The sequence below is a fragment of the Mesorhizobium sp. M0663 genome (genome assembly GCF_040320585.1).
Classification (GTDB): Bacteria; Pseudomonadota; Alphaproteobacteria; order Rhizobiales; family Rhizobiaceae; genus Mesorhizobium.
In genome coordinates this window covers 104,532-131,271 of the sequence record NZ_JAMYPX010000018.1, presented here as the reverse complement: position 1 = coordinate 131,271, position 26,740 = coordinate 104,532, and the positions used below count along the sequence as shown (strand labels likewise).

Annotated in this window: 29 protein-coding genes; 17 read left to right on the top strand and 12 right to left on the bottom strand. The window is 64.0% G+C overall.

The window, feature by feature from the left end:
* Positions 1–304: 304 nt before the first annotated feature.
* Positions 305–730, bottom strand: coding sequence for an OsmC family protein (locus tag NKI54_RS25435; RefSeq protein ID WP_031212702.1), 426 nt, complete (start codon positions 728–730; stop codon positions 305–307).
* Positions 731–953: 223 nt separating this feature from the next.
* Between NKI54_RS25435 and NKI54_RS25430 the strand changes: the two genes are divergently transcribed.
* From NKI54_RS25430 to NKI54_RS25420, 3 genes are all read left to right on the top strand, one after another.
* Positions 954–1,193, top strand: a complete 240-nt coding sequence (locus tag NKI54_RS25430) for a hypothetical protein (protein ID WP_031212700.1) — start codon at positions 954–956, stop codon at positions 1,191–1,193.
* Positions 1,194–1,195: 2 nt separating this feature from the next.
* On the top strand, positions 1,196–1,552 hold the full coding sequence (locus NKI54_RS25425; protein ID WP_352450152.1) for a YciI family protein: 357 nt from the start codon (positions 1,196–1,198) through the stop codon (positions 1,550–1,552).
* 143 nt (positions 1,553–1,695) lie between these two features.
* Positions 1,696–2,223 (top strand): hypothetical protein, encoded by a 528-nt coding sequence (locus NKI54_RS25420; protein WP_352578116.1) that lies wholly within the window; start codon positions 1,696–1,698, stop codon positions 2,221–2,223.
* Positions 2,224–2,254: 31 nt separating this feature from the next.
* On the opposite strand, the gene NKI54_RS25415 is transcribed toward NKI54_RS25420, so the two are convergent.
* Positions 2,255–3,499, bottom strand: a complete 1,245-nt coding sequence (locus tag NKI54_RS25415) for a ubiquinone biosynthesis hydroxylase (protein ID WP_352578117.1) — start codon at positions 3,497–3,499, stop codon at positions 2,255–2,257.
* Positions 3,500–3,600: 101 nt separating this feature from the next.
* Here NKI54_RS25415 and tesB point away from each other — a divergent pair, with 101 nt between their 5' ends.
* From tesB to NKI54_RS25385, 6 genes are all read left to right on the top strand, one after another.
* Positions 3,601–4,476, top strand: coding sequence for an acyl-CoA thioesterase II (gene tesB, locus NKI54_RS25410; protein WP_352578118.1), 876 nt, complete (start codon positions 3,601–3,603; stop codon positions 4,474–4,476).
* Positions 4,477–4,695: 219 nt separating this feature from the next.
* Complete coding sequence (locus tag NKI54_RS25405) at positions 4,696–5,034, top strand: P-II family nitrogen regulator (RefSeq protein ID WP_352638305.1); 339 nt, start codon at positions 4,696–4,698, stop codon at positions 5,032–5,034.
* Between the two features lie 49 nt (positions 5,035–5,083).
* The gene (locus NKI54_RS25400) at positions 5,084–6,406 is read left to right on the top strand and encodes an ammonium transporter (RefSeq protein ID WP_031212694.1); all 1,323 of its coding nucleotides are present in this window, start codon (positions 5,084–5,086) and stop codon (positions 6,404–6,406) included.
* A 342-nt stretch (positions 6,407–6,748) separates the two neighbouring features.
* Positions 6,749–9,403 (top strand): FtsK/SpoIIIE family DNA translocase, encoded by a 2,655-nt coding sequence (locus NKI54_RS25395; protein ID WP_352638303.1) that lies wholly within the window; start codon positions 6,749–6,751, stop codon positions 9,401–9,403.
* Positions 9,404–9,537: 134 nt separating this feature from the next.
* The gene (locus NKI54_RS25390; RefSeq protein WP_031213172.1) at positions 9,538–10,221 is read left to right on the top strand and encodes an outer membrane lipoprotein carrier protein LolA; all 684 of its coding nucleotides are present in this window, start codon (positions 9,538–9,540) and stop codon (positions 10,219–10,221) included.
* Between the two features lie 134 nt (positions 10,222–10,355).
* The gene (locus tag NKI54_RS25385; protein ID WP_352692618.1) at positions 10,356–11,162 is read left to right on the top strand and encodes an exodeoxyribonuclease III; all 807 of its coding nucleotides are present in this window, start codon (positions 10,356–10,358) and stop codon (positions 11,160–11,162) included.
* A 20-nt stretch (positions 11,163–11,182) separates the two neighbouring features.
* Here NKI54_RS25385 and NKI54_RS25380 read toward each other — a convergent pair whose 3' ends face one another.
* Genes NKI54_RS25380 through NKI54_RS25370 form a run of 3 tightly spaced genes read right to left on the bottom strand, consistent with a single transcriptional unit; the run spans position 11,183 to position 14,362 of the window.
* Complete coding sequence (locus NKI54_RS25380; protein WP_352456310.1) at positions 11,183–12,034, bottom strand: TIGR01459 family HAD-type hydrolase; 852 nt, start codon at positions 12,032–12,034, stop codon at positions 11,183–11,185.
* A complete protein-coding gene (locus tag NKI54_RS25375) occupies positions 12,031–13,317 on the bottom strand; it encodes an FGGY-family carbohydrate kinase (protein WP_352638300.1) in 1,287 nt (428 codons plus the stop codon). The genes NKI54_RS25380 and NKI54_RS25375 overlap by 4 nt, the downstream gene beginning before the upstream one ends.
* A 1-nt stretch (position 13,318) precedes the next feature.
* Positions 13,319–14,362: a class II aldolase/adducin family protein gene (locus NKI54_RS25370; protein ID WP_352638298.1), complete on the bottom strand. Its 1,044-nt coding sequence runs from the start codon at positions 14,360–14,362 to the stop codon at positions 13,319–13,321.
* A gap of 228 nt (positions 14,363–14,590) precedes the next feature.
* On the opposite strand from NKI54_RS25370, the gene NKI54_RS25365 reads away from it, so the two are divergent.
* The 6 genes from NKI54_RS25365 to NKI54_RS25340 all read left to right on the top strand — a co-directional run bounded on the left by NKI54_RS25365 (position 14,591) and on the right by NKI54_RS25340 (position 21,323).
* Positions 14,591–15,373 carry a DeoR/GlpR family DNA-binding transcription regulator gene (locus NKI54_RS25365; protein WP_352638296.1) on the top strand — a complete coding sequence of 261 codons (783 nt, stop codon included), beginning with the start codon at positions 14,591–14,593 and terminating at the stop codon, positions 15,371–15,373.
* Positions 15,370–16,749 (top strand): FGGY-family carbohydrate kinase, encoded by a 1,380-nt coding sequence (locus NKI54_RS25360; protein ID WP_352692617.1) that lies wholly within the window; start codon positions 15,370–15,372, stop codon positions 16,747–16,749. Before NKI54_RS25365 ends, NKI54_RS25360 begins: the two co-directional genes overlap by 4 nt.
* Positions 16,746–18,290, top strand: coding sequence for a sugar ABC transporter ATP-binding protein (locus NKI54_RS25355; RefSeq protein WP_352638292.1), 1,545 nt, complete (start codon positions 16,746–16,748; stop codon positions 18,288–18,290). Before NKI54_RS25360 ends, NKI54_RS25355 begins: the two co-directional genes overlap by 4 nt.
* A 20-nt stretch (positions 18,291–18,310) precedes the next feature.
* Positions 18,311–19,288, top strand: a complete 978-nt coding sequence (locus NKI54_RS25350; RefSeq protein ID WP_502894527.1) for an ABC transporter permease subunit — start codon at positions 18,311–18,313, stop codon at positions 19,286–19,288.
* A gap of 86 nt (positions 19,289–19,374) precedes the next feature.
* The gene (locus NKI54_RS25345) at positions 19,375–20,313 is read left to right on the top strand and encodes an ABC transporter substrate-binding protein (RefSeq protein ID WP_352692616.1); all 939 of its coding nucleotides are present in this window, start codon (positions 19,375–19,377) and stop codon (positions 20,311–20,313) included.
* Between the two features lie 116 nt (positions 20,314–20,429).
* The gene (locus tag NKI54_RS25340; RefSeq protein ID WP_352594143.1) at positions 20,430–21,323 is read left to right on the top strand and encodes a sugar phosphate isomerase/epimerase family protein; all 894 of its coding nucleotides are present in this window, start codon (positions 20,430–20,432) and stop codon (positions 21,321–21,323) included.
* Positions 21,324–21,363: 40 nt separating this feature from the next.
* Here NKI54_RS25340 and NKI54_RS25335 read toward each other — a convergent pair whose 3' ends face one another.
* On the bottom strand, positions 21,364–21,819 hold the full coding sequence (locus NKI54_RS25335) for a Crp/Fnr family transcriptional regulator (RefSeq protein WP_352636958.1): 456 nt from the start codon (positions 21,817–21,819) through the stop codon (positions 21,364–21,366).
* 125 nt (positions 21,820–21,944) lie between these two features.
* Positions 21,945–22,628: a response regulator transcription factor gene (locus NKI54_RS25330; protein WP_023680479.1), complete on the bottom strand. Its 684-nt coding sequence runs from the start codon at positions 22,626–22,628 to the stop codon at positions 21,945–21,947.
* A gap of 144 nt (positions 22,629–22,772) precedes the next feature.
* On the opposite strand from NKI54_RS25330, the gene NKI54_RS25325 reads away from it, so the two are divergent.
* Entirely contained in the window at positions 22,773–23,309 is a 537-nt protein-coding gene (locus tag NKI54_RS25325; protein ID WP_352578133.1) for a L,D-transpeptidase family protein, read from the top strand.
* Between the two features lie 102 nt (positions 23,310–23,411).
* Here the strand turns inward: NKI54_RS25325 and NKI54_RS25320 are convergent, their stop codons facing one another.
* Entirely contained in the window at positions 23,412–23,660 is a 249-nt protein-coding gene (locus NKI54_RS25320) for a hypothetical protein (RefSeq protein ID WP_352636957.1), read from the bottom strand.
* A 165-nt stretch (positions 23,661–23,825) separates the two neighbouring features.
* Here NKI54_RS25320 and gcvA point away from each other — a divergent pair, with 165 nt between their 5' ends.
* Positions 23,826–24,746 (top strand): transcriptional regulator GcvA, encoded by a 921-nt coding sequence (gcvA, locus tag NKI54_RS25315; protein ID WP_352456304.1) that lies wholly within the window; start codon positions 23,826–23,828, stop codon positions 24,744–24,746.
* 3 nt (positions 24,747–24,749) lie between these two features.
* On the opposite strand, the gene NKI54_RS25310 is transcribed toward gcvA, so the two are convergent.
* The 4 genes from NKI54_RS25310 to NKI54_RS25295 all read right to left on the bottom strand — a co-directional run bounded on the left by NKI54_RS25310 (position 24,750) and on the right by NKI54_RS25295 (position 26,725).
* Positions 24,750–25,166 carry a DUF1761 domain-containing protein gene (locus NKI54_RS25310; protein ID WP_352636956.1) on the bottom strand — a complete coding sequence of 139 codons (417 nt, stop codon included), beginning with the start codon at positions 25,164–25,166 and terminating at the stop codon, positions 24,750–24,752.
* A 48-nt stretch (positions 25,167–25,214) separates the two neighbouring features.
* Entirely contained in the window at positions 25,215–25,871 is a 657-nt protein-coding gene (locus NKI54_RS25305; RefSeq protein WP_352636955.1) for a class I SAM-dependent methyltransferase, read from the bottom strand.
* Positions 25,868–26,293, bottom strand: coding sequence for an EVE domain-containing protein (locus tag NKI54_RS25300; protein ID WP_352594139.1), 426 nt, complete (start codon positions 26,291–26,293; stop codon positions 25,868–25,870). The genes NKI54_RS25305 and NKI54_RS25300 overlap by 4 nt, the downstream gene beginning before the upstream one ends.
* A 135-nt stretch (positions 26,294–26,428) precedes the next feature.
* Entirely contained in the window at positions 26,429–26,725 is a 297-nt protein-coding gene (locus NKI54_RS25295) for a YciI-like protein (RefSeq protein WP_352509118.1), read from the bottom strand.
* Positions 26,726–26,740 lie beyond the last annotated feature (15 nt).

The window sequence follows — 26,740 nt, the reverse complement described above, 5'->3', positions numbered from 1 at the left end:
TGCCGGTCGATGCCATACCAAGCCGTCGAAAACTGCTTTCCCGGCCTTCAAAAAAGCCCCATTAACTCACCAACCAGGATTTCGCTTCCCGTGCAAAGCCCTCGTATAGGGACGAGGAGAGGGACGCTCTTCGACGGTTTCGTCAATCATCAACGTTGCAAGAAGAGTGCCGCAGCTGCGGCCAGCTTCTTTCTCCCCGTCACTTACGGGGAGAAATGCCCGGCAGGGCAATGAGGGGCGGCGCCGACTTCAACAATTGATGGACTCCAACACCAGTTGGAATCTATCAGGCATAAAAGCTCCCTCACCCGAGCCTAGCGTCGAGCGATACTTTGATGGCGCCGAGCGCTTTCGAGACCGGGCATTCGGCCTTGGCCTTCTCGGCCAATTCCTTGAACTTGGCGGCATCGATGCCCGGTACCTTGCCGACCAGGGTGATCGCGCTGCCGGTGATGCCGGTGCCGGGAACCAGCGTTACCACGGCCTTGGCGTCGAGTTCGGCGGCCGGAGTGCCGTTCTCGGCGAGAAAATGCGAAAGCTGCATGGCGTAGCAGCCGGCATGGGCGGCGGCGATCAGCTCTTCCGGGTTGGTGCCGGATTTGCCGCTCTCGTCCTCGAAACGCATCTTGGCGGAATAGGGCGTGCCCTTCAGCGTCCCGCTCTGTGTATCGAGCGTGCCTTTGCCTTCCTTGAAACTGCCTTTCCAAACGGCGTTGGCGGTGCGGTCCATCAATTCCTCCTTGATTGTCGTGATTGAGCCCGTGATCGGCATCCAGTCGACTATAGCGCGCGCCGGAGCGAAGGCCACCCACGCTTTCGTATCGGCGGCAGCGTGACACATCATGTCGAGCGAAAAAAAATTCGAAAAAAATACGCGTGCAAAAATGTCGACTTCCATCTGTCCCGGCCGTCCTGCGGGCGGCCATGGACTTGGTGGCCGGATGGAGGACCACATGAACAACCTGTTTTCTGCTCACTGCACAAGCACCGGCTACAGGGCCGGTGAACAACAAGCCGACTGGTCGCGCCTGCAGCCTTCCGGCTTCGGCCGATTGCTTGCGGCGATTGCCATTATCGGGATTGCGGTATCTCTTCTCGACTATGCTGCGGCCGGTCTCGATTCTGCGGCAGGCAAGGGCTCCGCGGAGATTTCCGTAGCCTCGTCTTCGGCTTCAAGCCAGGAATGGAGATAAAAATGAAGTATGTTTGCCTGGTTTATGGTGAAGAAAAAGATCTCTACGCAATGACGCCCGAGAGGCTGGCCAAGCTCGACGCCGATTCGATGGCCCATGACCGGTCATTGGACCAACGCGGGATGCTGATCATCGCGCAGGCGCTGCAATCGGTGAAAACGTCGAAAACCGTTCGCAGGCGCAAGGGCAAGCGGCTGGTCACCGACGGCCCCTTCGCCGAAACCAAGGAGCAGTTGCTCGGTTTCGTCATGATCGAGGCCGAGAGCCTCGACGAGGCGCTGGAGATCGCGGGCGAGATTCCGCTGGCCGAAATCGGCACGATCGAGGTGCGGGCGATCTATAAGGTGCCCGGGTCATAGAGATGTCTCGATAAGTTCCTCCGCGGAGCGGCGGGGACCAACGACTGGCATGGGCTTTCGTTTTCTTCGTCGGACGCAACTTTTGCGTGTTGAAGCGAAGCAATACTTCTCCTATCGTCGCCGAGATCGGGGGATTTCGGGGCATGCATATATTGATTGCAGCAATCGGCCTGCTCGGAGCAGCGGGCTTCTGGTGGTACCGGCTGAAGATCATGAACGACGCGGCGCGTGAGGTTGCCGACGTCGTTGGCCGCGTGCAGGGCAATGTGCGCCGCAAGAAGCTGCGCAAGCAGGCGGCACTCTCGCCGCTGACGGCGATCGACGATCCGGTCGTGGCGGCCGCGACGCTGATCACCGCCATCGTTTCCGAGAACGGTCCTATCCTGCCGCAACGCGAAGCCGCCATTCAATCGGTCATTTCGGAGATTGCCGATAAAAAGCAGACCGATGAGGCGGTGATCTACGCCAAATGGGCGGCTTCGCAAATCGACGACGCCACGGTCGTCATCGACAAGCTGGCGCCGTTCCTGCGCGAACGCCTCGACGCGGCTGAAAGGAACGATCTGCTGCAGATGGTCGGCCGTGTGGCGGAGGCGGGTGGGCAAAGCCTGCAGATTTCCGACCAGCGAATGCTCAGGCTGCGCCAGAAGCTGGGCTTCGAGGTCAACTGACCGAACGGCCAGTGACGCGCACTTGCCAAGCCTAAATCGCCTCGCCCTTCAACAGTTTCGGCGTGTCGCCGGACAGACCCGACGCGTGGCGGATGAAGAACCCCTTCAGCCGCGGCATGCGTTCGACAAGGCCGAGGCCGATGTCGCGCAAAGTGCGCAGCGGGCCGAAATCGTTGGAAAACATCCGGTTCAGCACATCGGTGGTGATGCCCATCTGCACCGTGTCGAAACGCCGCCATTGCTGGTAGCGCTCGAGCACGTCGAGCGCGCCGATGTCCTGGCCGAGCCGGTCGCCCTCGACCACCACTTCGGCCAGCGCCGCCACGTCCTTGAAGCCGAGATTGAGACCCTGGCCGGCGATCGGGTGGATGCCGTGGGCGGCGTCGCCGGCCAAGGCGATGCGCGGCGCGACGAAGGCGCGCGCAATGGTCAGCCCGAGAGGCCAGGCGCGGGGCTTGTCGGCGATATGGATTTCGCCGAGTTTGAGGCCAAAGCGCTGCTCGAGCTCATATTCCAGGACCAGCGTGTCGCCACTGACCAGTTTCTCGGCATCCTGCGACCGTTCGACCCAGACGATCGATGAGCGGTTGGTGCCGTCCTTGCCCGGCTTGAGCGGCAGCGTGGCAAACGGGCCCGCGGGAAGGAAATGCTCTTCGGCGCGGCCGTTGTGCGGCCGCTCGTGCGCCACCGTGCAGACGATGCCGGACTGGCCATACTCCCATTTCACCGTCTTGATGCCGGCCATGTCGCGCAGCTTCGAATTGACGCCGTCGGCGGCAACCAGCAGCCGCGCCTTCAGCGTCGCGCCGTCGGCAAGATGCACCGTTATGCCGGCGCCGTTGATGTCGAAGGCGCTGACGGCGACGCCTTCGATGATGCCGATGCCGAGTTGTTCGGCGCGCCGGCGCAAGGCGCCGTTCAAATCCTTGTTGGCGACCATATGCGCAAAGGGTTCGCCGGGCGCGACCTCGCCGTCGAAGGTGAGGAACACCGGGCGGACCGGATCGGATGTGCGCGAATCGGTGACAATCATTTCGGTGATTGCCTGCGCCTCCGGCGCGATCTCGTTCCAGACGCCGAGCTGGTCGAGCATGCGGCACGCGGCGGCGGCAATCGCCGAGGCGCGGCCGTCCTTCTGCCAGACGCCGGCCGGCGCGGCATCGACGACGGCGACGGCGAGGCTCGGCCGCGCCTGCTTCAGCGACACGGCGGCGGCCAAGCCGATATAACCGGCGCCGGCGACCAGAACGTCGAGCGAATTCTTGCTGTCGACCATGGGCAATTCCTTTCGCAGCCTGACTGTCGCCGGGCATTCCGCCCTTGACTGCCCGCTGTTCCTGTCGGAAACCGCCATGGTAATTTTGCGGCGAGGTCAAGATGACGGCAGCCATGGACGAGCTTCTCGGCATTCTCGACCTCGAGCAGCTGGAACACAACCTATATCGTGGTCGCAGCCCCAAGCTCGATTGGCAGCGCATCTTCGGCGGCCAGACCATCGCCCAGGCGCTGGTCGCCGCGCAGCGAACGATCGAGCCCGAGCGCCACGTGCATTCGCTGCATGGCTATTTCATGCGGCCGGGCGACACCAAGGTGCCTATCATTTACGAGGTCGACCGCATCCGTGACGGCGGCTCCTTCACCACGCGCCGCGTCGTGGCGATCCAGCACGGCCAGGCGATCTTTTCGCTGGAAGCCTCGTTCCAGCAGGATGAGGTCGGCCTGGAACATCAGGTGCCGATGCCGCAGGACGTGCCGGCGCCCGACACGTTGCTGTCGCAGCGCGAATTGCTGGGCAAGTTCGGCGAAGCCGTGCCCGACGGCATCAAGCGCTATTGGGAGCGCGACCGGCCGATCGAGATGAAGCCGGTGATGCTGAAGCATTATACCAGCCGGGAAAAGCTCGAGCCGAAGCAGAACATCTGGATCCGCACCACCGGCCCGGTGCCAGCCGACCGCGCCACGCAGGCGGCCGTGCTCGCTTACCTCTCGGATATGACGCTGCTCGACACCTCGACCTTTGCCCATGGCCGCGCCATTTTCGATCGTGATATCCAGGCAGCCAGCCTCGACCACGCCATGTGGTTCCACCGCAGCCATCCGCTCGACGACTGGATGCTGTACACGCAAGACAGCCCGTCGACGCAAGGATCGCGTGGTTTTACCCGCGGCTCGCTGTTTGCCCGCGACGGCACCTTGATCGCCTCGGTTGCCCAAGAAGGACTCATCCGGCTGAAGCGGCCGCCTGCGGAGTAGGCATTTTTCGAAATTTGCCTATTTTTTAAGCATATGCACTGCCGCGCCTGTGAACAGGCAGCTGCCAGACCTTCTCGATTTCGTTGTTTAACAACAGCTTAACACCCTGCTTCGGCAATTGGCACGGAGCTTGAATCCTAGCGGGCACTCTCCGGCTCTCATGGGGATCGGCGAAGTCGTGCAAACGCGGGGACCCGCAACAGCAAAGGGTGAAACCTTATGAAGATCGTGATGGCAATCATAAAGCCGTTCAAGCTCGACGAGGTGCGCGAGGCGCTCACCGCAGTCGGCATCCAGGGCCTGACCGTCACCGAAGTAAAAGGCTACGGACGTCAGAAGGGGCACACGGAAATCTATCGCGGGGCGGAATACGCGGTCAGCTTCCTGCCGAAAATCAAGATCGAAGTCGCGGTCGCTGTCGACATAGTCGACAAGGCCGTCGAAGCCATCACTGCGGCGGCCAAGACCGGCCAGATCGGCGACGGCAAGATCTTCGTTTTCGGCATCGACCAGGCGGTGCGCATTCGCACCGGCGAAACAGACACCGACGCGCTTTGAGCTGCGGATACGTATTCCAATGGAGAGTTCAATGAATATTCCTTCCACCTTGAAGATAACGGGACGCGCGGCCGTTTTAGGTTCGCTCGCTCTCGCTGCACTGGGCACGGTTGCTGCGTTCGCGCAGGAAGCGGCACCGGCGGCACCGGCTGCCCCTGCGCCCGCGCTCGACACCGGCAACACAGCCTGGATGTTGACCTCGACGGCGCTGGTGCTGATGATGACCATACCGGGCCTGGCGCTGTTTTATGGCGGCATGGTGCGCAAAAAGAACGTGCTCGCCACCATCATGCAGAGCTTTGCCATCACCTGCCTGGTGACGGTGCTGTGGTTCATGTTCGGCTACTCGCTGGCCTTCTCGGATGGCGGCGGCATGAATGCCTATCTCGGCGGCTTCTCGAAGTTCTTCCACAACGGCATCACCACCTCCTCGCTGTGGCTGCCGGGCGTGGCGAACATTCCTGAGTTCGTCTTCTCGATGTTCCAGATGACCTTCGCCATCATCACGCCGGCGCTGATTGCCGGCGCCTTCGCCGAACGCATGAAGTTCTCGGCGCTGCTCATCTTCATGGGCGCGTGGCTGCTGGTGGTCTACGCCCCGATCGCGCACTGGGTGTGGGGCGGCGGCTTCCTCGGCACAGCCGGCGTTCTCGATTTCGCCGGCGGCACCGTCGTTCACATCAATGCCGGTGTTGCCGGCCTGGTCTGCGCGCTGGTTCTCGGCAAACGTGAAGGCTACGGCACCACCAACATGGCGCCGCACAACCTCGTCTACTCCGTCATCGGCGCTTCGCTGCTGTGGGTCGGCTGGTTCGGCTTCAACGCCGGCTCGGAACTGGCCGCCGACGGCCTTGCCGGTGCCGCAATGCTGAACACCCAGGTTGCCGCTGCTGCTGCGGCGCTCGCCTGGATGTTCGCCGAATGGATCGTCGCCAAGAAGCCGAGCGTTCTCGGCATCATCTCGGGCGCCGTCGCTGGCCTGGTCGCGGTGACGCCGGCTTCCGGCTTCGTCAATCCGACCGGCGCCTTCATCGTCGGCATCGTCGCCGGCGTGCTCTGCTACGTCTCGGCCGTCAAGCTCAAGCACGCGTTCGGCTATGACGACTCGCTCGATGCATTCGGCGTGCACGGCATCGGCGGCATCATCGGTGCATTGCTGACCGGCGTGCTCGCCGATCCGGCGATCAACAGCCTCGGCTCGGGCGCCTCTGTCGGCAAGCAGCTCTACGGTATCGTCTTCACCATCCTGTGGACGGCGATCGCGAGCTTCGTGATCCTCTACATCGTCAAGGCGCTGGTCGGCCTGCGTCCTTCCACCCCGGAAGAGGTCGAAGGCCTCGACATCAGCCAGCACGGCGAAGTGGTGCCGTAAAAAGGTATTGGCTGGTACCGGCGTTTTGCCGGTGCCGGGAAGATCCCGTCGTGATGCTCCCGAAAGGGCTCACGCCTTGAGGCCCGGAAGATTTCCGGGCCTCTTTTTTGCGCGCGGATGGCCGTGATGGCTCGATCACGGTCGCTTGATCAAGGTGCTCGATCCGCCGGCGACGTGAAACAGCGGCCGCAGCGGCTCCGAACTGTGGTGGCGGTCGCCCGTTCCGGTGACGCAGAATGCCCATGGTTAATGCGCCCTTAACCTTCCCGCCGCTAGTCTGACAGCCGAATCTGCCGTGTTGCGCGTCCGCGCCCGGCCGGGCAACGACAGACGAGGAAGAGCATGCGTTCAGGGGCTTCAGCACCGCTTGCGCTGGCCGATACGGAGCACGGCATCCGGTCGTTCGCGAGGCGCCAGGTCGGGCGGCTGGTCGGTGCCGGGCTGTTTGCTCTGGTTGGTTTCGGCGTCGCCGCCCTTGCAACCTGGAACGTCGCCGATCCGAGCTTTTCGCATGCCACCGACAATATCGTCACCAATGCAATGGGTTATGCCGGCGCCGTCTTTTCCGACATTGCCATGCAGTTCTTCGGACTTGCCGCCGTTGCGGCGCTGGTGCCGGCGGTGATCTGGGGATTTCTGCTGTTTACCGCGCGCGGCGTCGACCGGCTGCCGAAACGGGCGCTGGCCTGGTTCGGGTTTTCGCTGCTTGGCGCGGCAATTGCCGGCTGCGTGGTGCCGCCCAAGACCTGGCCGCTGCCGACCGGCCTCGGCGGCGTCTTCGGCGACATGGTGCTCAATATCCCGGGCCTGGTCATCGGCGGCTATCCGACCGGCCTCGTCGCCAGCGTGCTCGCCGTGCTCCTGGCAGCGCCGGCGCTGTGGGTATTCTTGTATGGCTCGGCGCTGATTTCGCGCAAGAACGGCTTTGCCGTCCTCGAACAGCCTGCAGTGCCCGATCCGCAGGAGGACCTGCTTTTCGACAATGAAGAGGACGAGGGCGACGAAGGTATATTGGCGCTTGGCGCCATCACCCACTGGTGGCTGTCGCTGCGGGCCTATCTGCGCCGCCGCGCCGCGCGCCGGCGCGAGCGCGACGATTTCGAGCCGGAGATGGAACCGCGCCCCAGCGCCTGGCGGCGGGCGGCCGAACGGGTCGAATCGGCCGAGTTCGCCGAGGCGCGGATGAGCCCGGGCGGGCGCGCCCGCGTCGAGCCGGAATTCTTCGCCGCCATGGTCAACGACCGCAGTGCCTCGATCGACCCTGACGATGCCGACGTCTTCGATAACGACAATGACGACGACATGGATTTCGCGCCCGAGCCGGCCGGCCAGCGCCGCGCCGCGCCGACGGCCAAGGTGCAGAACTTCCGTTCCGACGCGGCGACACGCGTCGAGGCGCCGGCGCCGCGGCCGGCCCCCGGCGCCCGCGTCCAGCGCGAGGCGCAGACTTCGCTGATCGGCTCGGAAAAATTCGAGATGCCGTCGCTGCACTTCCTGTCGGAACCAAAGAACGTGGTGCGCGACGCCAGCCTGTCCAAGGACGCGCTGGAGCAGAACGCCCGCCTGCTCGAGGGCGTGCTGGAGGATTTCGGCGTCAAGGGCGAAATCATCCATGTGCGTCCGGGTCCGGTCGTCACGCTCTACGAGCTGGAACCGGCGCCCGGCATCAAATCGTCGCGGGTCATCGGCCTGTCCGACGACATCGCCCGCTCGATGAGCGCCATCGCCTGCCGTGTCGCCGTGGTGCCCGGCCGCAACGCGATCGGCATCGAATTGCCGAACGCCAGGCGCGAGACGGTCTATTTGCGCGAGATCATGGCCAGCCGCGATTTCGAAACCACCAAGGCCAAGCTGGCGCTGGCGCTGGGCAAGACCATCAATGGCGAGGCGGTGATCGTCGACATCGCCAAAATGCCGCACGTGCTGGTCGCCGGCACCACCGGCTCGGGCAAGTCCGTCGCCATCAACACCATGATCCTGTCGCTGCTCTACCGGCTGACGCCGCAGGACTGCCGGCTGATCATGATCGATCCAAAGATGCTGGAGCTCTCGGTCTATGACGGCATTCCGCATCTTCTGACGCCGGTCGTCACCGATCCGAAGAAGGCGGTGGTGGCGCTAAAATGGACCGTGCGGGAGATGGAGGACCGCTACCGCAAGATGTCCAAGGTCGGCGTCCGCAACATCGACGGCTTCAACGCGCGCGTGCAGCAGGCCGAGAAAAAGGGCGAAAGGATCTCGCGCACCGTGCAGACCGGCTTCGACCGCCAAACCGGCGAGGCGATCTACGAGACGGAGAACCTCGACCTCGAGCCGATGCCCTACATCGTCGTCATCATCGACGAGATGGCCGATTTGATGATGGTCGCCGGCAAGGACATCGAAGGCGCGGTGCAGCGCCTGGCGCAGATGGCGCGCGCCGCCGGCATCCATGTCATCATGGCGACGCAGCGGCCGTCGGTCGACGTCATCACCGGCACCATCAAGGCGAATTTCCCGACCCGCATCTCCTTCCAGGTGACATCGAAGATCGACAGCCGCACCATCCTGGGCGAGCAGGGCGCCGAACAGCTGCTCGGCATGGGCGACATGCTCTACATGGCCGGCGGCGGCCGCATCCAGCGCGTGCACGGTCCCTTCGTCTCCGACGACGAGGTGGAGAAAATTGTCGCGCATCTGAAGCTGCAGGGCGTGCCGGAATATCTCGACGCCATCACCGAGGACGACGACAAGGATGACGACGAGCCGACGGGCAAAGGCAGTGGCGGCGGCGACGGCGGCAATTTCGAGGATTCCGACGATCCCTACGACCAGGCGGTCGCGGTGGTGCTGCGCGACGGCAAGGCCTCGACCAGCTACATCCAGCGCCGGCTCGGCATCGGCTACAACCGCGCCGCCTCGATCATCGAGAAGATGGAGAAGGAAGGCATTGTCGGCCCGGCCAACCATGCCGGAAAACGCGAAATCCTGGTGCCGACGGAGGACGACAAGTTCTAGAGCGCGTCCGCGCCGGCAACTTTGAACCTTTTGGCGCGTTGCAGCGGACGGGCGCCGTGCGGCCCGCCAAACTTAAGCCCAACTGGGGGGCCAGACCAATATAACGAGCAAGCAATCAGATGATGGTGACCGGCATGAAAAACGCAACTCTCGCCCCAAGCAGGGATTTCGCCCCAACCCGCCGGCAGGTGCTCGGCCTCGGCCTGGTCCTGGCCGGTGCGGCGGCCGCCAACCTCGTGCCCGGCTTCCAGTTGCTGGCGTCGGCGCAAGCAGCGGTTCCGGCGACGGCGCAGAAGATCGCCGATCATTTCTCCTCGGTCAAATCGATGAGCGGCGAGTTCGTGCAGTTCGGACCCAAGGGCGAGCAGACCGGCGGCAAGTTCTTTCTGGAACGGCCGGGCAAGATCCGCTTCAATTACGACGGCGCCTCGAATTTCAGGGTGATTTCCGACGGCAAGTCGGTGGTCATCCTCAACAAGAAGCTGCGGACCTCCGACCTCTATCCGCTGTCGAAGACGCCGCTGAAGCTGCTGCTCGACGACAAGATCGATCTGTCGGGCGGGCGCGTCAGAAGCGTCAAGGAAGAGGACGATCTCACCACCATCCAGCTTGCCGACAAATCGGTGTTCGGCAATTCGAAGATCACCATGATGTTCGATCCGAAATCTTATGAATTGCGGCAGTGGACCATCACCGATGCGCAAGGCAAGGACACGACGGTGATGATCTTCAACACCAAGGAGGGCGTCAGCTTCGCCCCCGACACCTTCGCCATCGACTATACGGCGAACCGCGAGCTGAACACCAAGACGCGGTAACTTGCTACTGCTGCTGGATGGCTTTTCCGCGTTGGTGCGGGCGGCTTGTTTTTGCGGTGCGCGGCTGGCAGTAGTTTCCGCGATTGACTTCCGTCGGAGCCATCCGGCGGATCTTGCGTTGTCCGGAACCCCACATGCCGTTTTCCGTCGCTACCTGGAACATCAACTCCGTCCGGCTGCGCATGCCGATCGTCGAGCGCCTGCTGGTCGCGCTGGCGCCGGACGTGCTCTGCCTGCAGGAAACCAAGGTTCCGGACGAATTGTTTCCGGAGAAGGCGTTCCGCAAGCTCGGCTACGAGCACATCGCCTTCCACGGCCAGAAGGGCTATCACGGCGTTGCGACCATAGCGCGCCGTCCGATCGAGGTGGTCGAAAAGCGCCGCTTCTGCGAGATCGACGACAGCCGGCATCTGTCGGTCACCGTCAAGGCCGGCGGCAAAACGATCCTGCTGCACAATTTCTACGTTCCGGCCGGCGGCGACGAGCCCGACCCGGCCGTCAACCGCAAGTTCAAGCACAAGCTCGATTTCGTTGCCGAGATGAACGCCGTCCGCGCCGAGCATGACGAGCACTCCGGCTCGATCCTGGTCGGCGACCTCAACATCGCGCCGCTCGAGCACGATGTCTGGTCGCACAAGCAGCTCCTCAATGTCGTCAGCCATACGCCGGTCGAGACGGAAAACTTCGAGGCAATGCGGCTCGCCGGCGACTGGATCGACCTGATGCGGCTCAATGTGCCTTACGAGGAGAAACTCTACACCTGGTGGAGCTATCGCGCCCAGGATTGGCAGGCCTCAAATCGCGGCCGCCGCCTCGACCATGTCTGGTCGTCGCCAAACCTGGTGCCGCATTTTGCCGGCTATGAAATCCTGCGGCCGGCGCGCGGCTGGGAACGGCCCTCGGACCATGTGCCGGTGATCGGGCGTTTCAACCTGGATTAGCTTTGTCTCGCCTTAACAACTCAGCGAAACCTGAAGCTATCCGCGATGTAGTCGGGACGGGCGTTCAGCGTGGCGAAAACGTCCTCCAGGTCAGGCGCCCCCGCCAATATGCCCGACAGGACCAGCGTCGTCGCGACGCCGACGCCGTTGCCGCCGGCGATGTCGTGCTCGACGCTGTCGCCGACGCAGACCACGCTGTCGCGCTCCGGGTGGCCCGCCAGTGCCAGCGCTGCCTCGAATATCTGCGGATTGGGCTTGCCAATGCGCGCCACGCTGCCGCCGAGGCTCTCATAGAGATCGGCGAGCCGGCCGGCGCCGAAGCGAGGGCCGACGGCAGTCAGCATGATCTTGTCGGGATTGGTGCAGAAGCATGGCACCCGCCGCGCCGCCGCCGGACCAAGAAGCCGGCGATAATGGTCGAGGTCGTAGCGATCGCCCTCGCTGGCGGAAATCAGCACCAGTTCGGCATCGTTGCCGTCCTTGGCCAGGACGAAGGGCAGGCCGTCGACAGCCGAACGGTCATTGTCGCGGCGGATCAGCAGGCATTTTGTCTGCGGGCGCAGGGCTCCGGATGCTGCCATTTGGTGGAAGGAGCGCCACGCCACCTCGCCGGAGGAGACAAAGTGATCCCAGCTTCCCGGTTCGAAGCCGAGCTTCAGCAGGCGGCGCTCATTGGGTTGCGCCCGCTTGCCGGAATTCGAGATCAGTACGATGGTCTTGCCGGCGCGCTTGAGTGCCGACAACGCTTCGACAGCACCTGGATAGGCGCTGGTGCCGTCGTGCAGCACACCAAATTGGTCGAGCAGGAACACCTGATAGCGGTCGGTCAGCGCGGCGATGCCGTCGAGGTGTTGAATTGCCTTGGCCGTCATAAAAGCCCCGCTGCGCTTGCGCCCATCAGCGCCAGCCGCGCCGTGCCGGCAGCGGCCTCCTCCGAAAGAGCCGGCACGAGAGCGACGCCAAGCTTGCGCTGCCGGATCGCTGTCCAGGCCGGATTGGCCGCACCGCCGCCGACGCTCCTGACCGATGTCAGCCGGGGGGCGCCGAGTTCGGCAAGCCGGCGATAGCCGAGCGCTTCGATCGCCGCAATACCCTCGAACATCGCTTTCAGATAGTCGGCGTCGTCCGCGGGCCGCGGCTCGAGGCGCGGCGGCAGCGCCGGATCGGCTATGGGGAAGCGTTCGCCCGGCGCCGGCAGCGGGTAATAATCGAGGCCGGTCTTCGTCGCCGGGTCGATTTTTTTGCTGAGTTCGACAATGCGGGCGACGGGGAAATGCTGGGCCAGCACCTTGCCGCCGGAGTTCGAGGCGCCGCCCGCCAGGTAGGTGTCACCCAGCCGATGGCTGTAGATGCCGAATTGCGGCGCCGAGATCGGCCGGTCGGAGAGGATCTTGATGGTCAGCGACGAGCCGAGCGCGGTAACGCCGTCGCCCGCGGCACTCGCACCGGTCGCCAGGAATGAGGCGCAGCCATCCGTCGTGCCGGCAACGATAACCACGTCGCGCGGCAGGCCGAACATTTTCGCAGCGCTGGCGGTGAGCGTGTCCGTGACATCGCCCGGCCGCACGACGCGGGGCAGGAATTCCATGCGCACGCCGGTCGCCGCGATCCAGTCCGGCCAGTGCCGGGCCCCGACGTCGTAGCCGGTCTTCAGGGCGTTGTTCTCGTCGCTGACATCGAAGCGGCCGGAAAACTGTCCGGCGATCCAGTCTGCCTGGTGCAGCACAGTGGCGACGCCGGGCAGGTGCTGGAAAGACAGCGCCTTGGCGAGACCGGAGGTCGCCCCAAGTGCAGCGCTCGTTGCCGGTGCCGCGCCGGCTATTTCAGTCAGGATAGTGTCGTCAGCGACCTTGTCGTTGTACATCAGCGGTTCGGCCAGCGGCCGCCCGGCGCCGTCGACCGGCAGCAGCGTGCCCGACGTACCGTCGACGGCGATCGAGCGCACTGCCGCGCGATCGATACATTTGAGCAGTTCCGCCAACGTCGCGCCGACCGCCTCCCACCATATGGCTGGGTCGCGGCCGTTCGGCCCAAATCGCTCGAGGGCAATAGCGGAATGCGCGGCAATTGAAAAGTCCGGACGCATGGCGACGGCGCGCGCGCCGGATGTGCCGATGTCGATGCCGATGGCAAGCGGACCAGACGAACGCGGCATGTCAGCTGCCTCCGGCATTGAGTTTCTGGCGATATTTTTCGGCGTCCCAGTTGATCAGCTCGTTATTCTCCGCCGCTGTCAGATAATTCAGCTTCGCCGCGACATTGATCCGCGCTGTCACGTCGGAAAGGCAGCGCTGCATGGCGTCGGCACCGGCGCCGGCGTCGCCGCGCATCAACACGCCGAGTCCAGGAAACAGGATCGCCACGGGTGCGGCGCCGCAGCGCTCGATGACGCGCTTCACACCCTCGTCCGGTCTCGCCAGGACCGAGCCTTCGCCGAGAAAGATGACGTGGTCGGGGTAGAGGCTGCCAGCCGAAGCCATGCGGCAGCTTTCGGGGTCGATCGCCACCGCATGCGCCTCAACGTCCGCCGGCAATCTGTAGTCGCTGTCGCCGGCGCGCGCCGTCAATGCCGCGATGTCCGGTTCCGCCACCTGGCGCGGCGGCCGCGCCAACAGTCGTGTCACGCGCCGCAGCAGCATGTCGGCCGCGGCGACGGTCTCGGCTGCAACGACCAGGCCGTGATTGCCGAGGATCAGGATATCCACGCCTGGCCGAAGGCGCTCGGCGATACCCTGCGCGAGCGGCAGTCCCGGCCGGCGATAGGGAATATACGCCCATTGATGGCCGTCGAGCCGCCTGGCGGCCTCGGCCTCGCAGTCGGCCTGCACGGCCAGCGAAATGGTCTCGACGCAGTGAACATGCAGAACGATGCGCTGCGGCATCAGCGCATGCACGGTGGTCTCGATCGACGGGCGCAAGCCGCGCGCGTTGAGGGCGTCGACAGTGAAGGCCTGCGGCTGTTCGGCGGCCGGGTCGCGCCGTTCGATGGCGTCGAGCAATGGCGGGATGCCGACCGGCACCATGATGTCGGCGATGAGCGCGTCCTTCAGCCAGGTGCCGGAGGCCTTGATCCAGAGGGTGTCGCCGGCTTTCAGCGAGGTGTTGCCGCCGGCGGCCTGGGTCAGATGCGGGTCGCTGCCGATGGCGGCCGAAAGCGACTGCAGCGCTGCCAGTTCCTGCGCATCCGCACTGATCGTCATCGAAATTCCTCCACAAACCGGCCGCGTGGCCACGGCTTTGGACGTCCCGGTGCCGGGACGAAGACCGACGCTGGTATCGCAGATGCGAGTAAGTTACGTCAACAGTGATGTTATCGCGTCAGATCAGGCTTGCAATCCGAGGCGTGTTGAGTAAGTTGCACCAATTGCCGTGCAAAATGGCAATGCCCTGCAAAATGCTTGGGAGGCAAGCGCATTGGGAGGTAAGGGTTGAGCGACTCCGGCCGCCAGCGCCAGATTGTCGAGCTTTTGCGGGACCGGCCTTTCGCATCGGTGCGCGAGCTGCAGGAGCGGCTTGGCGTGTCGGCGGCGACAGTGCGGCGCGACATCGACAAGATCGACGAGGCCGGCGAAGCGCGCAAGGTCTATGGCGGCATCTCGGCGCTCGATGGCGCTTCGCAAGCCGGCGTCGCCTATGCCAGGCCCTATGACGAGAACCGCGACCTCGCCGTCGAGGCCAAGCGGCAGATCGCCGCTCTCGCCGCCACCATGGTGCGCGACGGCGACGCGGTCATCGTGCATGGCGGTTCGACCTGCTTCCATCTCGGCGTCAAGCTCGCGGACCGCAACATCCGGCTCTACACCAACTCGATGCCGCTCGCGGCCTATCTCAGCGACCACGGCCATTGCAGCCTCACCGTCGCCGGCGGCGAACTGCACCGCGAGCCGGGCATCATCCATTCGCTGACGCAGACGGTGCCGTTCTACGCCTCGAAGTTCTTTCTCGGCGCGCAAGGCATCGGCCAGGAAGGCCTTCTGGAATCGCACCCGCTGCTGGTCCGCTCGATCGTCGAGCTCAGCCTCTGCGCCGACCAGATCGTCGTGCTGGCCGACAGCCGAAAACTGTCGATCCACGCGCGCAATGTGGCACTGCCGCTGTCGCGGATCGGCACGCTGGTCACCGATGACGGCCTGTCCGAGACAGATGCCCGCACGCTCGAAGATGCCGGCGTCATGGTGCGGATCGCGGCTTCCTCGGGAGGCGCCCAGTGAACATCGCCGTCCTCGATTTCGGCAAGACCAATTCGAAGCTGTTCGTCTTCGGCCAGGACGGACAGATCCTCGACGAGCGCCGCACCCAGCCGAGCTGGATCCGCAAAGGCGGCTTCAGCGTGCTCGACGAGCCAGCGCTGCACGACTGGGCGGCTCGCGCCGTTGATGATGCAGTCGACACGCATGGCGTGGAAGGGCTGATGGTATCCGGCCATGGCTGCACCTTCGCGTTGGTCGACGAAGCCGCGCTGACGCATCCGATCCTCGATTACGAGCAGGAACCGCCAGCTGAAATCGCCGCGCAGATCGACCGCCGCATTCCGGATTTTGCCGAGACCTTTTCGCCGCGCCTGCCGCTTGGCTTCAACTACGGCCGCCACATGTTGTGGCTGAAGGAGGTGGAGCCCGGTGCCTTCGCCACAGCGAAATCGATCCTCGGCTACCCCCAATATTGGAGCTGGCGGTTTGGCGGCCGGCCGGTATCGGAAGTGTCGTATCTTGGCTGCCACTCGCATTTATGGGCGCCGCGCAAACGCGATTTCAGCTCGCTGGTCGATGCCGAGGGCTGGCGCCGCCAGATGCCCGCCTTCGAGCGTGCAGGCGCGGTGATCGGCGAGCAGCGCTTCGGCCAGGCCGCGAAGCCAATCGCCATCCATAATGGCGTCCACGACAGCAATGCCGCGCTCCATGCCTACCGCCGGCAGCAGCTCGGGGCGGTGACCGTGGTCTCGACCGGCACCTGGGTGGTCGTGCTCAATCCGGACTGCCCGCTCGACGCACTCGACGGCGAGCGCGACATGCTGGTCAATGTCGATGTCGATGGCGGCCCAGTGCCAACCGTCCGCTTCATGGGCGGGCGCGAATTCGCCACGATCAGCGCCGGCTGGCAGGGCGCAATCGCGCCGTCATCGATACAACGGGTGATCGACGCCGGCATTATGGCGCTGCCGAGCTTCGCGCCCGGCGGCCCGATGCCGCACCGCCGCGGCGAACTGGTCGGGCGTACGCCCAATGCCGAGGAACGCGCGGCCATGGCGCTGCTCTATGTCGCGCTGATGGTCGATCTGTGCCTCGAGCTGATCCATTCGGACAACACAGTGATCGTCGACGGCGGCCTGAACAATGGCGGGCTGCTTGCCGCGTTGCTGGCGCAGTTGCGGCCCGGGCAGGCTTTCCTGCAGGGAGCAACGCTGGAGGGCAGCGCCACCGGTGCTGCCGCACTTGCCTTCGAAAGCGTCGGGCGCGAGTTTGCCACTGAAGCGCCGGAGGCGGTGCATGCGGCAAGTTTCAGCGGCCTTGCCGGCTATCGCAACGACTGGCGCGGCCTTGCCGCCGACCGGGCTGTGGCCAGCGCAGCCGCAGGAGGTGCGCGATGAGCGCCGCCGCCCGGATCGAGACGGTGCGCCAGCCGGTGCTGGAGATGCGCCACATCTCCAAGACGTTCGGTGCGATCCGCGCCTTGCACGATGTGTCGCTGACCGTTCACGCCGGCGAGCTGCACGCGCTGATGGGCGAAAACGGTGCCGGCAAGTCGACGCTGATGAAGGTGCTGTCCGGCGCCTACCGGCCGGACCCCGGCGGCGAAATCCTGATCGACGGCGTGCCGGCCGCGACTGGCGACCCGATCAAGGCGCGCGCCGCCGGCATTGCGGTCATCTATCAGGAGCTGTCGCTGGCGCCTAATCTGTCGGTAGCGCAGAACATTTTTCTCGGCAACGAGCCGCGACGGTTCGGCGTTGTCGACCGCGAGCAGTGCAATCGGCGCGCCAGCGAGATCATCGCGCGGCTCGGCGTGACCTTCTCGGCGCGCAGTCCGGTCGCAAGCCTGTCGCTTGGCGAGCGACAGCTGGTGGAAATCGCCCGCGCACTGTCGACCAATGCGCGCATCATCGTCATGGACGAGCCGACCACGTCGCTGACCTCGCGTGAGACCGACCGGCTGTTCGAGGTGATCGCGACGCTGAAGTCGCAAGGCATCGCCATCATCTACATCAGCCACCGCATGGAAGAGGTCTACCAGCTCGCCGACCGCGTCAGCGTGCTACGCGACAGCGGCTATGTCGGCACGCTCGACCGCGCCGACCTGAACGCCTCGCGCCTGGTATCGATGATGGTCGGGCGCGATCTGTCGACGTTCTACAAGAAGGATCACCGTCCGCCGGACAGCAAGCGCGCCATCGCGCTGTCGGTGCGCGGCATGTCGGACGGCAATCTCATAAAGAATTGTTCCTTCGACCTCCACAAGGGCGAGGTACTGGCACTGGCCGGCCTGGTCGGCTCGGGCCGGACCGAACTGGCACGGCTGATCTTCGGCGCCGACAGGCACACATCAGGCACGCTGGAGCTCGGCGGCAAACCGATATCCATCGGTTCGCCGAGCGAGGCGCTCGATGCCGGCATCGCCTATCTGACCGAGGACCGCAAGCAACTTGGCCTGTTTCTCGACATGTCGATCTCCGACAATATCAGCATGGGCGTGCTGGCAAAGGACGCGAAGGCCGGCGGTTTGCGCGACTTCACGGCTGCCGAAAAGCGCGCCGCCAAGGCGGTGTCAGACCTCTCCATCCGCACCAGCTCGGTGCAGGCCAATGCCGGCTCGCTGTCGGGCGGCAACCAGCAGAAGGTGCTGCTCGCCCGCCTGCTGGAAACCGAGCCGCAGGTCGTCATCCTCGATGAGCCGACCCGCGGCGTCGATGTCGGGGCGAAGTCGGAAATCTATCGGCTGATCGACAACCTGGCCAAGAAAGGCATCGCCATCCTGATGATCTCCAGCGAACTGCCGGAGGTGATCGGCATCGCCGACCGCGTGCTGGTGATGCGCGACGGCACCATTGCCGGCGAGGTGACGGCGTCGGAGGGCGAGCCGCTGCGGCAGGAAGCGATCATGGAACTTGCAACGGGAGCGGCTCAGCGATGACCGACAAGGTGGCCGACACGATGAAAGCGGACGACCGGGCGGTCGGCAGGAGCACGAGGTGGCGTACCGCCATCGCCGCACTCGGCATGCTGCCGATCCTGATCCTGCTGGCGGTCGGCTTCCAGTTCATCAATCCGCGCTTTTTCACCCAGACCAATCTGCTGATCGTCATGCAGCAATCGTCGATCAACATCGTGCTGGCCGCCGGCATGACCTTCGTCATCCTGACCGGCGGCATCGACCTGTCCGTCGGCTCGATCCTTGCCGCCTCGGCGATGGTGGCGGTGATGGTGTCGCTGGTGCCCGATTGGGGACTGCTGGGCGTGCCCGCGGCCATTCTCGTCGGGCTCGGTTTCGGCGTCATCAACGGGCTGCTGATCGCCTATATCAAGCTGCCGCCCTTCATCGTCACGCTGGGATCGCTGACCGCCGTGCGCGGCGTCGCCCGCCTGCTCGGCCAGGACACGACGGTGTTCAACGCGGACCTGCCGTTCGACTTCATCGGCAACGGTTCGCTGTTCGGCATTCCGTGGCTGGTAATCATCGCGCTGGCGGTCGTCGTCCTGTCCTGGCTGGTGCTCAAGCGCACCGTGCTCGGCACCTGGATCTACGCCGTCGGCGGCAACGCCGAGGCCGCCAGGCTGACCGGCATCAAGGTGCCGCTGGTGCTGCTCTTCGTCTACGGCGTTTCCGGCCTTCTGGCCGGCCTTGGCGGCGCCATGTCGGCGGCCCGGCTCTATGCCGCCAACGGGCTTCAGCTCGGCCAGTCCTACGAACTCGACGCCATTGCCGCAGTCATCCTCGGCGGCACCAGTTTCGTCGGCGGTGTCGGCTCGATCTGGGGCACGCTGATCGGCGGCCTGATCATCGCCGTGCTGTCCAACGGGCTCATCCTCGCCGGTGTTTCGGACATCTGGCAGTACATCATCAAGGGATTGGTCATCATCGTGGCGGTCGCCCTCGACCGTTACCGGCTCCAGGCAGGAGCAAGAACGTGATGGCCCTTAGTCGCCGGCATCCAACGAGCCGGTTTCATGTGTAACGCACCGTGAGAGGCGCGGGGCATCAGGAGGAAAATAAAACAATGAAGACAATCGCTAAACTGCTCTGCGGCGTCGCCCTTGCGGCCGCCGTCATCGCGCCGGCATCGGCAAAGGATCTGAACAAGGTCGGCATCTCGGTCGGACTGCTCGGCAACCCGTTCTTCGTCGCCACCATCAAGGGCATCGAGGACGCGGCCAAGAAGATCAACCCGAATGTGCAGGTGACCTCGGTATCGGCCGACTACGATCTCAACAAGCAGGTATCGCAGGTCGATTCCTTCATCGCTGCCGGTGTCGACGTCATCATGCTCAACGCAGTCGATGCCAAGGCGATCGCGCCGGCGGTGAAGAAGGCGCAGGCGGCCGGCATCGTCGTTGCCGCTTTCGACGTTTCGGCGCCGGGCGCCGACGTCACCGTGATGACCAACAACGTCAAGGCCGGCGAAGAGGCGTGCCAGTATCTGGTCGATAATACCGGCGGCAAGGGCGACTATGTCATCCTCAATGGCCCGGCCTCGTCGTCGATCCTGGAGCGGGTCAAGGGCTGCAAGGACGTGCTGGCAAAGCACCCCGACATCAAGATCCTTTCCGACGACCAGAACGCCGAAGGCTCGCGTGACGGCGGCCTGAAAGTGTTCCAGTCGCTGCTGACGCGTTTCGACAAGATCGACGCGGTCTTCGCCATCAACGATCCGACGGCGATCGGCGCCCAGCTTGCGGCCAAGCAGCTCAACCGCTCGGAGTTCATCTTCACCGCGGTCGACGGTGCACCCGATATCGAGAAGGAACTCGCCTCCGGCACGTCGATGATCAAGGCCTCGGCCTCGCAGGATCCCTATGTGATGGCCGGCCAGTCGCTGACGATGGCGGCTGACCTGCTTGCCGGCAAGAAGCCGGCCGAGCCGACGGTGCTGCTCGACCCGAAGCTGATCACGGCCGACAGTTTGAAGGATTACAAGGCCGGCACCGCGGCTCGCTAACCCCCCCACCCCGGGGGCGGCCGGGATGCCGGGCCGCACCTTTTTTGTCCGAGCAGCGGATTGCCAAAACCGCTTTGGCCTTGGGTCCGCTACTCCTGGAATGACCGGAGACAATCATGTCGCGCATCGGAATCCACTCATTCGTCTGGTCGGCGAGCTCGGCGCAGGGCGACCTCGAGCGGACGCTGGCCAACACCAGGGAAGCCGGCTTCGACCTGATCGAATTCTCCTATCTCGACCCCGCCAATGTCGACATTGACGGCTTGGCCAAGCGGATCGCCGATCTCGGCCTCGGCGTTGCGATCAGCATTGGACTGCCGGCCGACGGCGATATTTCGAGCGCCGACAAAACGATTGCCGCGCACGGCGTCGAAATCCTGGAACGTACGATCGCGCTGACCCGCGATCTCGGCGGCCAGAAGGTTGCCGGCATCCTCAGCACCAGCCACGGCTTGCAGAGCGAGGCGCCGACGCGTGACCAGTGGAACCGCAGCGCCGGCACGCTGGCCGAGGTGGCGGACACGGCAAAATCAGCCGGCGTCACCCTCAACCTCGAAATCGTCAACCGCTTCGAAAGCAATCTGCTCAACACCGCCGCGCAAGGCATGGCCTTCATCGCGGACAGCGGCTCCGACAATATCTTCCTGCATCTCGACAGCTTCCACATGAACATCGAGGAGGCCGATGTCGGCTTGGCCATTCGCAATGCGGTCGGGAAGATCGGCTATGTTCATATCGGCGAGAGCCATCGCGGTTTCCTCGGCACCGGCAATATCGATTTTGCCGCGATATTCGATGCGCTGACCGCCATCGGCTACAGCGACGACCTCAGCTTCGAATCTTTCTCGTCGGAAATCGTCGACGAGAACCTGTCGCGGAAAACCGCCATCTGGCGCAATCTGTGGACCGACAATATGGAGCTGGCCAAACATGCGCGCCGCTTCATTGCGCTGGGACTGGAGACGGCACGGCGCAAGGCCGAGCTTGTTTCCGCAACGCACCGGCCTTGAGCCCTCGCGGTTCCAATCTGGCTAGGCCAGAGGCGCTATATTAGCCGGCAAAACGCGGCCCAAGTTCCTCGATGCGGCGGATCATCGCCTGGAAATCCTCCAAAATGCGCTGGTGCAAGTGAACCGCCAGTTCCGGGTATTCCTCGAGGATGCGGCGGAACATCTTGCGGCTGAGCCGCAGCACTTCCGAATCGATTTCGGCGGAGGCGCTGGTCAGCCGGTTGGTGTCGGCGATCAGCGCCAGTTCGCTGAGCATGGTGCCGGGGCCGGCGGTGCCGATCGGGATGCGCTCGCCGTCGTGCTCGCGGTAGAGCACGATGCGGCCGCTGACCACGATGTAGGCTGAATCAGCCTCGTCGTCCTCGCGGTAAAGCTTGTGGTCGGCTTTCAACATGGTGGTTTCGGCGCCGAAGGCGAGCAGACGCAGCTGTTCCTGCGTAAAGCCCTCGAAGAGCCTCACGGTGGACAGGATGCGGATGTCGTCATCCAGCGCCATCTAGCTATGTCCCCGAACCGTCAGTCCGACTCCTCCCCTACGAGGCCGATCCAAAACCACCTCCAGCCTCAGGACCGTACCCGAAAAGCGCCCCGCCCGGATCGCTTATTTGAATAATGAAATGTTTAAGGAACCAGCTTGTAGCCGCCGCTTTCTGTCACGAGAATTTCCGCGTTGGAAGGATCGCGCTCGATCTTCTGGCGCAGCCGGTAGACGTGAGTTTCGAGCGTATGAGTGGTGACGCCGGAATTGTAGCCCCAGACTTCCTCCAGCAGCACGTCGCGGGTCACCACCTTCTGGTCGGCACGGTAGAGATATTTGATGATCGAGGCTTCCTTTTCGGTCAGCCGCACCTTGGCGCCGCGCGGGTCGATCAGAAGCTTCTGGCTGGGCTTGAACGTGTAGGGGCCGACCGAGAAAGTGGCGTCCTCGCTCTGTTCGTGCTGGCGCAACTGCGCGCGGATGCGGGCCAGCAGCACGGCAAAACGGAACGGCTTCGTCACATAGTCGTTGGCGCCGGCCTCGAGGCCAAGGATGGTGTCGGAATCGGTATCATGGCCGGTCAGCATGATGATCGGCGCCTTGTAGCCGCCCTTGCGCAATATCTTTACCGCCTCGCGGCCATCCATGTCGGGCAGGCCGACATCCATGATGAGCAGGTCGATGAGCCCGCCACGCGCCGTGGCGACGCCTTTGGCGGCGGTCGCTTCCTGCAGGACATCGAATTCCTCATAAAGCGACAATTGCTCGACAAGGGTGCCGCGCAGGTCGTCATCGTCGTCGACGATCAGAATGGTGCGTGAAGTCATGGATCAATCCGTTGTTTTGAAAAGAGATTTCAGTTGACCGCTGCCTGTTTATGCGGAAGCTGACCGGCACAACAGCCGTTCACAGTGATTTGTTCCGTGGCACGATCATACAAGAAAAAACACGATCGCAATGCAGTCGGCGCAATTTTGCCGAAAGGGCTCACCGTGCTCACCGTGCGCGCGCGCCCCGGCCAACCCAGCCAGGGCTTTCTGCAGGCCGGCAAACTGGTGTTTCCATGTGCGCTGGGGCATGGCGGCATCTCGGCCGGCAAGCGCGAGGGCGACGGCGCCACGCCGCTTGCCTCGATGCGGATATTGTCGGGATATTTTCGCGGCGACCGTTTTGCCGGCGGCCGCCGGACGCCGCTGGCGATGACGCCGATCGGCCGCGACCTCGGCTGGTGCGAAGTGCCTGGGGACCGCAACTACAACCGCCCGGTCAAAATCCCCTATGGCGCCAGCCATGAGCGGATGCTGCGCACCGACGATCTCTATGACGCCTGCCTGGTGCTGGACTGGAACATTGTGCCGCGCCGGCGCGGGCGCGGCAGCGCCATCTTCTTCCACCTGGCGCGCCCCGGCTTCACGCCGACGCAAGGCTGCGTCGCGGTAACGGCCCGCACCATGGCACGGCTGCTGCCCCTGCTGTCGGAGCGGACGGTGGTAAGGGTGGTGAGGTAGTGAATAGTGAATAGTGAATAGTGAGTGGTGAGAAGCGATCGGTAGGGACATGTGCAGGCGCACCGCCTAGCTTCCCATTCACCATTCACCATTCACCATTCACTACTGCCCTATCCGCTTCCTCGGCCTCTGCCACCCTATGTCGAGAAGGCCGAGCCGGCCGAGTTCGCGGTCCATGGCGCGTGCGATGTCCTTGCGTTCGCCGCCGATGTCGCGAAGCTGGCGATCGGAGAGATCCTCGACATTCTCGTAGGGAAGATTGACTGCGATTTTTGCATGCCGAAGCCAGTCAAGCATGGCGCGCAGCCAGGCCGGGCGGAGGGTTACCGAGCGCAAGGCGATGTCAGACATGGTGCAATCCGCTTCTCCGGACATCAAATCCGGTTTGATGTTTCTTCGATGCTCAGATCATGGCGGATTGAAATTCAAACGAGAAACGAGTAGTTTTTTCTGCATCTTCAAGTTTTGTTTGATGATGATTGGAATGCTCGACCGAACCCTCCTCGTCTGGCACTGATGGCGCGCCTGCTGCCTGGAACCCGTGCGCTGCGGACGCTGGAGGCAGCGGCGCGGCACCTCAATTTCACCCGCGCCGCCGACGAGCTCGGCCTGACGCCGGCAGCGGTCAGCCATCAGATCAAGGAAATCGAGGATCAGCTCGGCATCGTGCTGTTCACACGCACCAGCCGCACGATCCGGCTGACCGAGGCGGGCGCGGTGCTGTTCGAAGCTTCGACCGATGCGCTCGACCTGCTTGGCCGGGCCGTCTCACGGGCGCAGAAGGCGGCGCGCGGATCGGCGCTGCTGAAGGTCACCCTCGATGCGCAATTCGCGACGAAGTGGCTGATGCGGCGCGTCGACGATTTTCGCAAGCAGCATCCGGCAATCGAGCTGCGTTTCGACATCAGTTACGAGGTGCGCGACTTCGATCGCGACGACGTCGATCTCGGCATCCGTTTCGGCACCGGCAAATATCCGGGGCTTCGCTCACACCGGCTGTTCGAAAACGTCATCATCCCCGTCTGCAGCCCGGCCTTGCTGCGGGCTGGGCCGCGGCTGAAAGAGCCGCGCGACCTGTTTCATCACACGCTGGCGCATATCGAGTGGTCGCGCCAGGGCGTCACCTGGCCGAATTGGAGCATGTGGATGGCGGCGGCGGGCGTCGACGATTTCGACGACAGCCGGACCATCGTGTTCGGCAACTCGACCGATGCCGTCCAGGCCGCGCTCGACGGCAACGCGGTCGCGCTCGCCGATTTCGCCATGGTGGCAAACGACCTGTCCGAAGGCAGGCTGATCCGGCCGTTCGAACTCGGCATCAAGGTCGCGCCTGAATTCGCCTATTTCCTGGTCTATCCGGAGACCGCGGCGAATGATCCGCGCATCGTCGCCTTTCGCGATTGGCTTCTCGAGGAAATCGCCAGGACCCCGAGCTGACGGTCAGCCCGCCGCCGCGCCGAACCAGCCGATCACCGCGCCGATGAGAAGCAGCACGCCGAGCCAGTGACCAACATCGATGAGCGTCAGATCCCAGCCGAAACCTTCGTAGCGATGGTTGACCGAAAGCGTGGTGGCGACGAACCCCAGCCAGAGAACGAAGCCGAAGATCACCCCGGCAAGCAGGCTCGGCTCGCCGCCGGTTACGGCGCCGATGATCAGCGACATGACCAGCGCCATGACGAGCTCCGCGATGAAGGAGACGACGAAGGGCAGCATCGATTTGCTCATCGTCGCCGGATCAAGCTTGGCGGCCTTCAGCCACGGCTTGCTCAAGCCCATGTACCAGGCCCCGCCGAACAGCCACGCCACGACGGCGGCGACGACTACCGCCAGCCAATTGATTGCTGAAAAATCCATGGTTCCCTCCGGTCGATTGCGCGATGGAACGCCTGTTCGGCGATGCCGTCAAGCAAGGCGCCAGACGGTGGTGCGCTTGACCTCGGCGTCCTCCAGCGCCCGGGTCACCGCCACTTCATAGACGGCAAGCGGTTCCAGTCCCGCCCTCGGCAGATAGAAACGGCCGGGATCGCCGACGAGGATGTCGCCGCCGCGCGCCTTCAGCGCGACGAACCATGGCATCAGCCTGTCGGCGAAAGTTTTGTCGTAGAAGACGTCGCCGGCCAGCACCAAGTCCCAGCCGGCATCGCTGCCGATGCAGTCGCCGATGAGGAATTTTATCTCGGTCCCATTTGCCTCGGCATTGAGGCGGATCGCGGTCGCGCAGAATGGGTCGATATCGGCGGCGATCACCTCGGCAGCTCCGGCCTTCACCGCGGCAATGGCGACAAGGCCGGAGCCGGAGGCGAAGTCCAGCACGCGCTTGCCGCGCACCGCCGCCGGATTGTCGAGGATGTAGCGGGCAAGGCCTTGGCCGCCGGCCCAGGCAAAAGCCCAGAAGGGCGGCGGCAGGCCGATTTCGGTCAGCTCGTCCTCGGTCCGCCGCCACAGTTCGTGCGCCTCGTCGGCCAGGTGCAGGCGGATCTCCGGCACATGTGGCGGCGCCACCAGCGCCGTGTTGTCGAGGATGAATTTCCTGGCGCTGTCCGGCGTCAGCGCCGTCATGGCGCCGGCGTCAGTTCGCCCATGCGGCAAACCTCTTGCCATTCGGCCGGCGTCACCGGCTGCACAGACAGCCGCCCGAGCCGCACCAGCGCCATGTCGGCCAGCTTTTGATTGGCCTTGGCTTGCTCCAGCGTCACCGGCTTCGGCATGGCCTTGAAGGCGCGGATGTCGACGCACTCCCAGCGGGGATCGTCGGTGGTGCTGTCCTGATGGGCCAGAGCGCAGACTTCGGCGATGCCGACGATGTCCAGCCCGTCATTGGAATGGTAGAAGAAGCCGAGATCGCCGATCTGCATCGCCTTCATGTTGTTGCGCGCCGCATAATTGCGCACGCCGTCCCATTGCGTGCCGGCCTTGCCCTTGGCCTTGAGGTCCTCGAAGGAGAAGACCGAAGGTTCGGATTTGAACAGCCAGTAGTTCATTGTGTTGCTCCCTCCTCAGGTGCCGCCGCGACTAAAAGCGCGTCGCGTTCGACCGGCCTCATGCGACGCGCTTTAGGTTCTTGTTGTATGCATGTCGTTATCACAAAACCGCTGCACACTTTTGCGCGACATGCATCAGATATCCGCCGGCTTGTTGAAGCTCCAGTTCCACTGCCGGATTTCGACGCTTTCGAACAGCCCTGCCTTGGTATAGGGATCGGCCGCCGACAGGGCTTTTGCCGCAGCCAGATCGGGCGCCTCGACAACGGCGAGAGTGCCGTTCGGCTTGCCGTCGGCGTCGAGGAACGGGCCGGCGAAGGCCAATTTCTTGTCGCCGTTCAGCCCTTCCAGGAAGGCAAGGTGCTTGGGCCGCGTATCGAGCCGCACCTGCAGCCTTCCTGGCTTGTCCTTGCAAATCAACGCAAACAGCATCTTCCATCTCCGCAA